Below are 12994 nucleotides of genomic sequence, written 5' to 3'. Positions count from 1 at the left end.
GCAGACAACCCGCCGTTTCACTGAAACAGCGGGTCTTATATTTTACTGTGGCAATTGCACTTTGATCGGCTTGAACGGCGTGGAATAAAATGCACTTAAATAACCAAACTCGACATCAAGCGAATATTGGCCAAGACTGAAGTTTTTCGCTCCAAATTCACCATCTAACGTAAAGTCTGAACGGAATCGAAGTTTTTCAGGATCTAGCACTTTTGTAAAATTACCTTTTACGCTGTGTCCCTCCGGCGCCTCGTCAAAGCCTTTATAAGCCGAATCAACCAGCGACATCGTTTCTAAAAAATTTTGCATGCTGTCCATATCGATCTTAGATTGATCGACATGTTTCAAATGATAGTCGACAGACAGTTTGCTGCCGTTTTGTTTCACCTGATCAACGGCAATTTGGAAATCATGACGGTCAGCGCTCAGCACGGCGGGCGTTTTTGTGAGTGGCAGCGTTTTTTCGGAATCGCCCATACTGCTGCTCGCCTCAATCTTGAGGTATTTTGTTCCTTTATTCACTTTTTCAAGGATCAGCCTTTCTTCGTGACGAACCTTGTTTCCTTTCTTTGTACTGTCTGTCGTCCTCTGCCCGCCACTCAAATAAGGGATTTCGTTTCCTTTATCATCGGTCACTTTTATAATTGATGTACGATCGTTTGGATGTTCCTCTGAATTGGATACTTCATAGTCGATGACAGTCGATTCTTTTCCGAGAATTACCGTTTTTACGGCGAGCTTATGGCCATCAGCCGATTGTGTATTGTTTTTGGTTACGTGGAGCGTTTTATACGGCAGTTTATCAACCGGAATGTCGAACTTCCATTTCCCTCTGATTCCGTTAATATCTGTGATCGTAACCGGGAGTGTCAGTTTATCGGGAATATGTTTATCTGGATAGCCCATTTGAATGTAGCCGGTATAGCCATCCTCTGTTTTCTTTATGTCTCCTTGAGAAGCGATCGCCCATTTGCGCTCGCCATTAAATAATGTGAAATGAATCATTCTCGCTCCATCATCCAAATCTTTTCTTGTATCACTTTTCACCTTAAACGTCATACCGATGATTCCGCCGTCAAAATAAACGCTTGTCGCCGTCACGTCTATGTTGTTGCTGGACGCTTTCTCGTTCAGTTCAGTGACAAGCTGGCCCGCCACCAAGTTTTGACCGACATAGTCATGGAATTGTTGATACGCTTTCCCAAACAGCGGGACGTCAGCCAACACGCTTTGCATCGCTGGGGAAACGAAGCCGCTGCCGAGAAGGAGCACAGCGGCCGCGCCTGAAACAAAAATGGTTCGTTTCACGGCGTGCTTCGGCCGAAACCTTTTTTCCCGCTTGGCCCGATTGATGCCTTTATCGATTGATTCGCGGATTTCTTTTGTAGGAACATTGATCTTGTTTACTTCGTTTTTGAACCATTGTTTGTCCATGCGTCTTCTCCCCCAGTCAGTAGTTGTTTTAATTCAAACTTCGCTCTTTTCAAATAGGTCTTAACGGTTCCTTCAGGAGCATTCATCACCTCGGCGATATCATGTATCGGCAGGTCGTGATAATAAAATAGAATGATGGCGGTTTGATATTCTTTTCGCAACCGCTGAACGGCTTCAAGCATCCCCATTCTGTCGTCCGCATCCATCTCCTGCTCCTGGCCTTCATCCTGCAGCGGCCTGTCCATTAAAACCACTTTCTTTTTCTTGTCTAATAAGGCATATGCATGATGAATGAGGATTTTCGTCAGCCATGTCAAAAAGTATTCGGGATTCCTCAGCTGGGCAATCGATAAAAATGCCTTGTACGCCGTCTCCTGTACGATATCTAACGCGTCCTCCTTATTTCGCACATATATGTAAGCTGTTCTGTAAAGCTGATCGCTGTGCTTTTGAAACAGCATTTCAAAAGCTTTGGCATTGCCTGCGACAGCTTTCTTAACTAATCTGATTTGCTTCACTGCTGCGCCTCCTTCAAACATTAGAGAAGAGAATGGATGAGAAAAGTTTCAAAAGGACGGAATTTTTTCTCTGCATTAAAAAAATCCGCTATTTCATCAAAAATAGCGGATTCTATTTATTTCTTTGTCAGCGTCACTTTAGAAGTTCCGGTTTGGCCGTGCGGTTCCTGTTCATATTTAAGCTCTTCCCTCAGTTCATTCATACTTGATCGTTTGATTCGATAGACGGCTTCAAGCCGAACCAAATATTCGGCCCTTGTTTTGAAAGCATGAATGATTGAGATGATCCAAACGATAAGCAAGGCTTTCATAGCCAAATCGAAAAGGAACGTTCTGGCTGTAAAAGCAGCGAATAAAACAGCCGCTGCATATCCGATCCCGGCAAATAACCATTTTCTTTGTTTCGTTCGCGCTGCGATATAAATAAATGCAAACCAGCTTAAAAATCCAAAAGGAACCCATGTGAACACAAGCCAGAAAGAATGTGCAAACTCCCATTTTGTTCCTTCATTTGTATAACCTTTAGCCATTGTGATACTCCCTTACAATTGTGATGATCCTTTAGAACTATATTATACTAAATTTTCCTATACAGGAATAAAAGTTTTCGATCCGCCCGCCATGAATGATAAGATAAACATAAAACCAACAATTGGAGATGAAGGAAACATGAAGAACAAACTGATTGAACGTCTCATTTCTTATGCGAAAGTGGATACGCAGTCAAATGAAAACAGTCAGACGACGCCTTCCACTCCCGGGCAGCTGACGCTTGCCAATATGCTTGTTGAAGAGCTGAAAGAGATCGGCATGAAGGACGTCACAATCGATGAAAACGGCTATGTGATGGCGACGCTTCCTTCGAATACGGAAAAAGAGGTGCCGACGATCGGCTTCCTGGCTCATGTGGATACAGCAACAGATTTTACCGGAAAGAACGTCAATCCGCAGGTTATCGAACAATACGACGGAAAGGACATTGTGCTGAATGAATCTCTCAATGTCGTCTTATCGCCCAAGGAATTTCCCGAGCTTGCAGATTATGCGGGACATACATTGATCACTACCGACGGAACGACTTTGCTCGGCGCCGATAATAAAGCGGGAATCTCTGAAATCATGACGGCAATCGAATATTTAATTGCGCACCCCGAAATCAAACACGGGAAGATCAGAGTCGCTTTTACGCCTGATGAAGAGATCGGCAGAGGGCCCCACAAGTTTGACGTAGAGGCGTTCAACGCCACATTCGCGTATACGGTTGACGGCGGACCGCTCGGCGAACTGCAGTACGAAAGCTTCAATGCTGCAGCCGCGAAAATCACTTGTAAAGGAACGAACGTCCACCCCGGCACAGCAAAAGGAAAAATGGTCAATGCCGCCAAAATCGCGATGCAGTTTCACGCCGGACTTCCGGCAAACGAAGCCCCTGAATTTACTGAAGGTTATGAAGGCTTCTACCATCTGCTTTCGATCAAGGGCGATGTCTCTGAAACCACTCTCTCCTATATCATCAGGGATTTTGACAGAGACCGATTTAACGAGAGAAAAGCCAACGTCCAACAAATCGCAAACGACCTTAAAGCCAAATACGGCGAAAACAGCATCACAGTAGACATGAATGATCAATATTACAACATGAGGGAAAAAATCGAACCGGTCAAAGAGATTGTCGACATTGCCTATGAAGCAATGAAAAATCTGGACATCGAGCCGGTTGTGAAACCGATCCGCGGCGGTACAGACGGCTCCCAGCTCTCATACATGGGGCTTCCTTGTCCGAACATTTTTACAGGCGGGGAAAACTTTCACGGAAAATACGAGTATATTTCCGCCGACAATATGGTAAAAGCCGCCAATGTCATCGTGGAAATTGTGAAGCTGTTTGAAGAAAGAGCGTAATACGAAAAAAGCGAAAAGCGGCTGCAAGACACGACAGCCGCTTTTTTGTCAGATCAATCTTTATCTGCGCTTTGCCGAAATCAGAACATGTTTCGGCATAAAGCCGATTAACGTCTCACCGATGCAAAATATTCTGCTCATTTAGCTTCATCGCCTTTCCAAATATCTTTCAGCGTCCAGTAAGTGAACTCTTCGACCCGTACATTGCCTTTCTCAGAAAACAGCTCAATCCCGGCTCTTCCTTCTTTGGGATATATGCGGCTGGTCATTGTCGCTTCACCATGGTTTGCAAATACTTCAATAGACGATCTGTCAAGAAACAGATGCAAGGTGAGCTTCTCCTCCGCTTCAAGCCGTACGTTTCTCACACCGTCCCGCGCTTTGCCGGACTTTGAACAGTCGAGCGTCAGCTTTTGATCAGCCAAGCTGTACTGGATGATTGTCTCTTCCTGACCAATCCCCCGAATCTTTAAGCCAACCGTTTCGGCACTGCAAATTGTCAAATCAAAAACGGCCACCACTTCAAGAAGCTTTTCGGCTGTCTTTATCAAATAGCTGCCGGAAATCGATTGATTGGCACATTCATGATGTTCCGATTCACGAAGTAATTGAGTCTCCTCAACCGGATTCATTAAAATTTTGTGATCATTCTTCAACGTCAATTCACGCGGCAAAGTTAAAGCCCCGCACCATCCGTCCGCTTTCGTCGGCATCTCTGACTCCCACATATCCATCCAGCCAATCGCAATTCTGCGCCCTTTGTCATCCAACAAAGTTTGCACGGCATAAAAGTCATGGCCATGGTCCAATTCCTTAAAGGAGCCATGTACAAACTCATTCGTGCCTTCATCATAATCTCCAATCAAATAGCCTGTTTGATACAGATTCTGATATGAATCACCATCCGCCTCTATACCCTGAGGAGAAATCAGCAAAATGTGTTTGCCGTCTAATTCAAAGAAATCCGGACATTCCCACATAAAGCCGAGATTCCCGTCGCTTTGGGCGAGGACGCCTGCATATTCCCAATCTACAAAGTTAGGCGAGCGATATAAAATGACCCGACCGACATTTTCTTTTGAGGCGTTTCCGATCACCATATACCAGGTCTCACCATGCCTCCATACTTTCGGATCGCGAAAGTGGCGGGAGCTGTCTTCCGGCGGCTCTGCGATGACAGGGTTTTCTTTCAGTTTTTCAAAGGTGATACCATCTTTGCTAACTGCTATATTCTGATTTTGATAGAAATCGTCTTTCTCTTCATCTATCATATTATGCCCTGTATAGATTAAAGCAAGGTCGCCGTTATATTCGACTGCGCTTCCTGAGAAGCAGCCGCTCTCATCAAATGCATCGCCAGGGGCTAAAGCGATCGGCAAGTGTTCCCAGTGAATAAGATCCCTGCTCTTCAAATGGCCCCAATGCATCGGCCCCCAATTCTCATCATACGGATGATGTTGATAAAAGACATGATACTCCCCTTTATATTGAATCAGTCCGTTTGGATCATTTATCCAGTTTGCCCGGGGCATCATGTGATAGCCCATTCGGTATCGGTGATTCACTTTTTTTCCGGCTTTCTTCAATGCTTCTTCTGCCTGGTGAATTCTATTCATCTGTGACACCCTTTCTATATATGCTTTCTTTGTAGACTTTGAGCAAATTCAACGTCTTTCTTTGAGTCTAGCAAGGTAAAAATCGAAATAATGGTGAAACAAAGGACCATTGCTCCCATGATAAGATAAGTGTGGCGAAATCCGATGCTGTCGTATAAGCCTCCCGCAAGCGGCGAAAAAATCGACGTGCCTACCTGGGATGCGAATTGAAAGCCGACAAGATAAAGTACGGATGAAAGACGATTATCAAAATTAGTCGCCAAATATTTAAACACCGCAATCAGCATAATCGGCAATTCTAAAGCATGAATGAGTTTCATTGATGAAATTCCGACCGGTCCGCTGACAAGTCCGGAGCCGATAATGCGGAAAGCCATTAACAGCCCCGCTAAAATCAAACTTTTTTTAGGACCAAGCTTATTGACGATGAAAGGCGCAAGAAACATCATGCCCGCTTCAATGAATACTTGGAATGAGTTAAGGTATCCAAATATTTGGTTCCCCAGAGCCGGAGTCGGAAATAAGGAAGCGTAGTAAAGCGGGAACTGCTGGTCATAGACGCCGTATACGCAAGTTACGCCGATCACGTACAACATCAAAAACCAGAAATCTTTTAAGAGAAAAAGCCCTCCCACGTCTTTTAATCCGACCGAGTCTGCCCTTTCCTTTTCATAATCTGTCATCTCAATTTTTACGGAAACAATAATGGCTACCAATATGACTGCTGAAACGGAAGCAACCCAGAAGTTGATATTCGGGTCGATATTGAACAGCTGACCTGCAAAAAATGTCGCCGCAGCCCAGCCGAGGGATCCCCACATCCTTGTTCTTCCATATTCAAAGTGATATTTGCGGCTGACCTTTTCAATAAAGGTTTCAATCGCGCCGATTCCGGCGAGAAAAGCAGTTCCCAAATAAATTCCGCCGACGATAGCCCCGAGAAAGACATTGTATTGCAAAAGCGGTCCGTAGACGAAAATATAAAAGGGACCCGTAAATACGAGAAGCAAACTGATCATAAATAATATGTTTTTCTTCAGACCGAGCTTATCAGAGATAAAACCGTACAAAGGCTGCATGCACAAAGTAAAGATAGCGTTTACAGAAAAGATAATGCCTGTCGCGGACCCGTTCAAATTGATTTCTTGCCCTAACCAAATCGCAAATAAAGAATAGCTGGAAGACCAAGTAAAAAAGAAAAAGAAAAAATAAGCGCTTAGTTTCCAATACAGACTGTTTGAGCTTTTCATTTTCATTTGCTCCTTTAACCCGATTTGGATGTATCTATTTGATGCCTGTCCCTGAACCGCCGAGGCCATCTAAAATGTAGCGTTGGGCTACAATGTAGATGAGAATCAGCGGAATCGTGGAAATCGTCAAGACAGCCATTACCTGGTTCGTATAAACCGGCTCGGTGCTGTTGATGGCTGTAATCGCCACCTGGATCGGAAATTTCGACTTATCCGTCAAAACCATCAGCGGCCAAATATAGTCATTCCAGCTGCCGATAAAAGCCAATGTCCCCACAGTAGCAACAGCCGGTTTCGACATCGGCAGCATCACCCGCCAGAAAATCTGCCATGTGTTGGCTCCGTCAAGCTTGGCCGACTCAATCATCTCCCCCGGGATCGCCATGAAAAAGTTTCGGAACAAATAAATATTGAAAGCCCCGGCAAGCGCCGGCAAAATCACGGCAAGGCGCGTATCAACAAGTCCGAGCTTATGAACAATTGTAAACTGCGAGATTAAAATCGTTTCCATCGGCACGATTAAAAGCGCCAGCAATATGGTAAACAGCACTTTTTTACCTGTGAATTGCAGCTTGGCGAATGCGAAGCCCGCCATTCCGTTGATAATGACAGCTCCCGCTGCCACACACAAACCGTAAAACAGACTGTTACCGATATACATTAGTAAATCAAACCGTGACAGCACTTCCCTGTAGGATTGAAACCATTCCGACGGATGAAAAGACGGGAGAAACGCTTGAATGCTGCTGATATTGTTGTAAATATCGGCTTCCGGTTTCATCGATGAAGCGACCATCCAAATCAGCGGAAATATAAACAGAACCGCCAGCAAAACAAGGCATATATATTCCAGTATCGTTAAAGGCCCGAATTTCCTTCTCATCCGCCTTCATCCTCCTTCACCAGCTTGCGCTGCGCAAGCGTCACCAATCCAATTATCGTGCCAAACAAGAGCGCAATTGAACTTGCATAGCCGACCATCCGATCGGTAAATCCCGTTTGATAAATATAATAGACAACTGTCATCGTTGAATTGACCGGTCCCCCCTGGGTCATGACCATTGGCTGCACGAGGAGCTTAAACGCACTGATCAGCGTTGTAATAAAGATAAAAATCGACGTCGGTTTCAACAAAGGCAATGTAATATAAATAAACCGCTGCCATTTATTCATACCATCCAATTGCGCCGCCTCGTAGACATCTCCGGGAATGTTTTGCAGGCCCGCTAAAAAAATCAGCATCTGAAATCCCGCTCCCTGCCAGACTGAAACGAAAACAATTGTAAAGATCGCCTGATCAGGACTTGTCAAAAACGGCTGTGGCGGTAAACCGACATGCGTCAGTACGTTATTGATCATTCCTTCATTCGGATTCAGCAAGTACAGCCACAAAACGGAGATGACAACAAGCGACATGACGACGGGGCTAAAGTATGCGACTTTGAAAAACGTATTGGCCTTGCGCTTTTTATTCAACAGAAGGGCCAGCCCGAGAGCGGCCCCGATCTGCAACGGAATCACAAGGACAACAAATTTCAATGTGTTGCTCAAACTTTTCAAGAAAATAGGGTCTTTGAACAATTTGATAAAGTTGTCAAAACCGACAAACTTGCGCAGGTCAGGTGTTAACAAATAATAATCTGTAAATGCGTAGTAAACCGCCATAATCGAAGGAATCACGAGAAACACTGACAAAATCAGCAAGGACGGACCTAAAAATGTATAGGCCAGCACATTGTCCCGCCACCCTATTTTATTGGCAGGGGTTTTTTTCAGCAGAAAGGCCGTCCTTGCTTCTTTCAACGGAATTTTATTCATGGCTCCACCTTCTAGTTTGCCTTATCAATGGCTGATTGCATTTCTTTTGCACGCGTATCCAGCACCGATTGAATATCCTGATGCTGATCAAAGAAGCTGATGTCATCGATCGCTTGCTGAAATGCGCGTGTCACCTGTGGATATGCCGGTGTCACCGGTCGTGCATGCCCCGTTTCTTTCAGCTGCTGCAAGAAGACATTCATTTCATCTGAGAATTCCTTTGCCATCACTTTCTCTGATGAATAGCGCACAGGCAGCGCGGCGATCGAACGGCTCAATTCCAGGTTGGATTCCTTGTTTGTCATCCAATCGACCAATTTTGCCGACCATTCCTTGTTTTCAGACGTCTGTGTCATGGCAAACTGCCAGCTTCCTGAAGGGGACACAAGCTTTTTTGTTTTTGGCGAAACAGGATACGGCATCACACCATAATCGACATTAGGGAAATTTGTTTCCATGTCGGTTACCGTCCAGACACCGCTCATTTTCATCGGATATTTTTCCGTTTCAAACGCCTGCTTAACCGGAGTCCGGGTCGTGTAACCCTCCTTCAGCATTGTTTGAATAAATGTCATCGCTGCAGCGGTCGGTTTGTCGTTAAAAACACCCTCCGACTTCTTGCCGTCTTTTGAAAGGACATCACCGCCAGCCGACCAAACAAATGGCAAAAGCGCATAAGTCAGCATTTCGTCTTTTGACTGCAACTGCATATCGATGGCCGGTTTGTCATATTTATTTTTCAGCTTTTTGCAAAGCTCAAGAAATTCGTCCCACGTCCATGGATTCTCAACCGTTGGCAGCGTTTTCAAGTCAACGCCGGCGTCCTTCAGCATTTTTTTGTTATAGTAAATACCGACCGACGATTCGCTGACGCCGATCGCATACAGTTTCCCTTGGTAGGTTCCCTGTTGCTTAATGCTCGGCAATAAATCATCCTGGTCTTTGATATACTCATCCAATGGCGCAATTACACCAGATTTCGCATAAGCCGCCGTATTCGGTCCGTCCAAAGTGATCACATCCGGCAAGGTGTTCGTTGTCAGCGCCGCGTTCACTTTGTCTTCATATCCGCCGCCGTTTCCGCTTCTGGGGATGAAATCAATTTTTGCCTTGACGTTTTCGGAGGCATACTTTTTATTAAAAGCGTCCACCCGCTTTTGATAGACCTTTCCTTCTTCACTATCATCAGATACGTGCACCCACATCGTAAGCGTTTTCCCATCTTGGCTATTTGCACTTTTGCTATTGCTGCAGCCCCACATCGCAAACATCAGTAACAACGAAAAAATTCCGAAGAGCCACCTTTTCATCTTTGTCACTTCCCCCCATTTTTCATAAATCAACAGATAAAAGCGCTTTCAAGTGAATTGTATGTCAACCGGTTTCACATGTCAACCGGTTGACATATTTTTTCCCCAATTATTCATCCCGGTACATTTCTCAGAATCATGGCATTTTCTTGCACATATCAGTCCGATTCTCTAAAATAAGTGCGTGACGAGAATTGTAAGCCATTTCAGTAAACTAGCAGGGGGAAAAGGGAATGAAGCCTAGCATTCACGACGTTGCAAAAAAAGCGGGAGTTTCACCAACAACCGTATCGCGGGTATTAAATAACCGCGGCTATATTAGTGAAAAAACAAAAGAAAAAGTCTATAAAGCGATGGAAGAAATCAATTACTTTCCAAACGATTTGGCCCGCTCTTTATTTCGTAAACGAACTCATTTAATAGGGCTCATCATCCCTAACTCCAGCAACCCGTTTTTCGGCGAACTGGCCTTTCATATTGAGAGCATCTGCGCTGCCATGGGCTACAAACTGCTGCTTTGCAACAGCTTGAACCGCAAAGACAAAGAAGAAAAATACTTGGAAATGCTGATGCGAAATCAAGTGGACGGCGTCATCGCCGTGACCTACAACAGGGGAATCTTAAACTATCATCGGCAAAACCTGCCGATTGTCGCCATCGATCATTACTTATCGGAAACGATTCCCGTCATCGGCTCCAATAACTATGACGGAGGAAGAAAAGCGACAGAACTGTTAATTGCAAAAGGCTGCCGGCACATCATCCATCTCAACGGACCAATTGAGCTGAAAACACCGGCAAATCTTAGACGAAAAGCATATGAAGATGTGATGCGACAACACGGAAGGCAGCCGATTACATATGAGGTTCCCTTTCATCAAAATTACCGGGAAATCATCTCAAAACTGTTTGATGAACAGCCTGCGGCTGACGGCATTTTTGCCAGCGATGACCTCATGGCCGCTACAGTCATCACCGAAGCAAAAAAACGCGGAAAAGACATTCCCGGGCAATTAAAGGTGATCGGCTACGACGGAACGGAAGCCGTTCAGTCCATCCTCCCGGAATTGACAACCATCCAGCAGCCGATTGAACTCATTTCCAAGACGGCCATCGAGATTTTGTCCAAAGCCATTGAAGGCGAATTCGATGATTTACCGCTGGAAACCTATTTGCCCGTACAGCTTTTAGAAGGAGAGACGACTTAAATGAATCGCACAAAAAAAGGAGACATTGACGTCTCCTTTTTCCATACATATCCTGATCTATCCAATTGTTAAAAATATAAAATTTACATTACTAACCTAAAATTTAACTTATTTTTCTAGACAAACGCATCTCCACATGATAAATTTAAAGACAAGTTTTCAAAAAATTCTAATTTTGGTACGGGGGTGCCTTTCATTGAGCGTAAGCCACTTTTTTCCTGAAACTCTAGTTGCTCTTGTAAAAGACATGTTAACCAAAACCGATGGTTCAACAACCAAAGCGATTGAAACGCTGATCGGCGGCAAAGCCGAAATCGAAGTTTTTCAGCAAAATAATATTGATTATGACAAGCTGTCACCTGAAGAAGCGAGGCTGTTTCAACGCGATGATGACATCTTGTTTAGAACTTCCTCTTTGAAAACAGGCGATGATTATTTATCTTATAATTATGTCTATGTTAAAACAAACTTACTGCCGCCCGCCATCAAACAAGATTTGCAGGCAGAAAGGCTTCCCATCGGGAAAATCATTGCAGAACTGGAGTCAAGGCGTGAAATTTTCAGTACGGGCGACTGCCTGGGAAAACATTTCACACAACTTGTACCTGTTTCAGCAGACCGGACATATGCTTTTAAAAAATATCAGATTATCAGCGGCCGGCAGTGCATGTTCTATGTCTGCGAGCTATTCGATTTAGAAAAAATCTGCGAACGGACTGCGGGCTGAATCATGCCCGTCAGCTGCCACTTCATGAAAAGGCTTCCATAACCTCCCCATTCCTTCTTCCCTCAAAACAAAAACCCCTGCGAAACAGGGGCTGTTATTTATTGATACACCGTTTTCGGCACGGCAACGACCGGATTTCCGGCAGCATAAGGAGCGACATCGTATTGCTGGAAGACGATCGCAATGCCGTCTTTTGTGTAATAAAAAGCCGTGTTTTTACCAAGGACGATGTCTTTCTTCTTCACATCCGGGAAGAAAATGTCGCTGTGTTTTTGAATATAGTCGTAAATGTATGTTTTTGTCTTATCCATTTTCGATTTTGTATTTAAGATATCTGATAAATACACCCGCTTTTTAGAGGCAAGGTCATAGTTGAAAGAGCGGACTGCCGTATTTCCGTGCGCTCCGCCGGAGTAGACGTAATTACTTGTCAGAATGCTTAGCTTTTGGCCGGTCCGGTATTTCACTTCAAAGGACGTTTGATAATCTGTTTGGTATCCGTGCTGTTGGCCGTCTTTCTTGTTTTTTACATAATCTTTGTAGGACTGCTCAATATAACGTTTAAAATCTTTGTTGATCCTATTTTGGAGAGATTTGCTGCTTACATTTGCAACCTGCGGGTATTTCAAAGCCTTAATGTTTTTGTAAGTATGGCTCGTGACCGTCGGCTTTTTTTCATTTGCCGCGTGTGCAGAAGGAAGTGCGGCCGCACCGTACAGCGCAAAAAACAATACCCCTGTCATCAGCATACCTAACGCTTTAAACACTGTTTTTTTGTTCATAAGAACCCTCCTTAATCTGTCATTGTTTATCATACCCATTTTGAAATCGGGTACACATGATAGACCGGTGAACTCGCGAGAAAGTTTCTATTTTCGGAGATAAAAATTGAAAAATATTCTAATTCACCCTGTTCGTTCAGCACCTTGTTGACCATTTGAACGACTGTCTTGACAAAAAATTCACACGCTGATTCGATACGCCCTCCGGTTTAACCGCAGAAGAAGAAAATGAAAAACCAAATAGTTTTTTTAAACCCATTGACATTTTTATAAAAAGTATTAATATTAAAACTATTAAAAAATTGCATAAAAAGGTTTTCCTTATCAAGAGTGGTGGAGGGACTGGCCCTGTGAAACCCGGCAACCGCTGTCTATGACAGAATGGTGCTAAATCCTTAAGAGCATGTACGTGCTCTTGAAGATAAGGAG

Annotated in this window: 12 protein-coding genes and 1 riboswitch; of the genes, 3 read left to right on the top strand and 9 right to left on the bottom strand. The window is 44.2% G+C overall.

All coding sequences use genetic code 11. From position 1 onward, the window contains the following. Positions 1–42 precede the first annotated feature (42 nt). The 3 genes from M1E06_RS00965 to M1E06_RS00955 form a co-directional block, all read right to left on the bottom strand. Entirely contained in the window at positions 43–1434 is a 1392-nt protein-coding gene (locus tag M1E06_RS00965; RefSeq protein WP_020453471.1) for a DUF4179 domain-containing protein, read from the bottom strand. After that, positions 1404–1973 carry a sigma-70 family RNA polymerase sigma factor gene (locus M1E06_RS00960; protein ID WP_041817382.1) on the bottom strand — a complete coding sequence of 190 codons (570 nt, stop codon included), beginning with the start codon at positions 1971–1973 and terminating at the stop codon, positions 1404–1406. The genes M1E06_RS00965 and M1E06_RS00960 overlap by 31 nt, the downstream gene beginning before the upstream one ends. 95 nt (positions 1974–2068) lie before the next feature. Next, the gene (locus M1E06_RS00955; RefSeq protein WP_020453473.1) at positions 2069–2482 is read right to left on the bottom strand and encodes a hypothetical protein; all 414 of its coding nucleotides are present in this window, start codon (positions 2480–2482) and stop codon (positions 2069–2071) included. Positions 2483–2621: 139 nt separating this feature from the next. Between M1E06_RS00955 and pepT the strand changes: the two genes are divergently transcribed. Then, positions 2622–3854 carry a peptidase T gene (pepT, locus tag M1E06_RS00950; protein WP_020453474.1) on the top strand — a complete coding sequence of 411 codons (1233 nt, stop codon included), beginning with the start codon at positions 2622–2624 and terminating at the stop codon, positions 3852–3854. A gap of 137 nt (positions 3855–3991) precedes the next feature. Here the strand turns inward: pepT and M1E06_RS00945 are convergent, their stop codons facing one another. From M1E06_RS00945 to M1E06_RS00925, 5 genes are read right to left on the bottom strand one after another with little or no spacing between them, the layout of a single operon-like run. Next, positions 3992–5470 (bottom strand): glycoside hydrolase family 32 protein, encoded by a 1479-nt coding sequence (locus tag M1E06_RS00945; RefSeq protein ID WP_216904198.1) that lies wholly within the window; start codon positions 5468–5470, stop codon positions 3992–3994. 14 nt (positions 5471–5484) lie between these two features. Further along, positions 5485–6720, bottom strand: a complete 1236-nt coding sequence (locus M1E06_RS00940) for an MFS transporter (RefSeq protein WP_035338021.1) — start codon at positions 6718–6720, stop codon at positions 5485–5487. Positions 6721–6754: 34 nt separating this feature from the next. Next, positions 6755–7603, bottom strand: a complete 849-nt coding sequence (locus tag M1E06_RS00935; protein ID WP_035338023.1) for a carbohydrate ABC transporter permease — start codon at positions 7601–7603, stop codon at positions 6755–6757. Further along, positions 7600–8538 carry a carbohydrate ABC transporter permease gene (locus M1E06_RS00930; protein ID WP_035338025.1) on the bottom strand — a complete coding sequence of 313 codons (939 nt, stop codon included), beginning with the start codon at positions 8536–8538 and terminating at the stop codon, positions 7600–7602. The genes M1E06_RS00935 and M1E06_RS00930 overlap by 4 nt, the downstream gene beginning before the upstream one ends. Before the next feature lie 11 nt (positions 8539–8549). Further along, a complete protein-coding gene (locus M1E06_RS00925; RefSeq protein WP_035338027.1) occupies positions 8550–9848 on the bottom strand; it encodes an ABC transporter substrate-binding protein in 1299 nt (432 codons plus the stop codon). Between the two features lie 233 nt (positions 9849–10081). On the opposite strand from M1E06_RS00925, the gene M1E06_RS00920 reads away from it, so the two are divergent. Then, positions 10082–11056 (top strand): LacI family DNA-binding transcriptional regulator, encoded by a 975-nt coding sequence (locus M1E06_RS00920; RefSeq protein WP_020453480.1) that lies wholly within the window; start codon positions 10082–10084, stop codon positions 11054–11056. Positions 11057–11252: 196 nt separating this feature from the next. Beyond that, the gene (locus M1E06_RS00915; RefSeq protein ID WP_020453481.1) at positions 11253–11783 is read left to right on the top strand and encodes a chorismate--pyruvate lyase family protein; all 531 of its coding nucleotides are present in this window, start codon (positions 11253–11255) and stop codon (positions 11781–11783) included. 98 nt (positions 11784–11881) lie between these two features. Here the strand turns inward: M1E06_RS00915 and M1E06_RS00910 are convergent, their stop codons facing one another. After that, positions 11882–12565 carry a DUF3298 and DUF4163 domain-containing protein gene (locus M1E06_RS00910; RefSeq protein WP_023856918.1) on the bottom strand — a complete coding sequence of 228 codons (684 nt, stop codon included), beginning with the start codon at positions 12563–12565 and terminating at the stop codon, positions 11882–11884. Positions 12566–12883: 318 nt separating this feature from the next. Then, positions 12884–12993: riboswitch (SAM riboswitch) on the top strand. Position 12994 lies beyond the last annotated feature (1 nt).

The organism is Bacillus sp. AK124 (genome assembly GCF_053903085.1).
The sequence above is the reverse complement of the archived record's forward strand: the minus strand, read 5'-3'. Positions and strand labels throughout refer to the sequence as shown.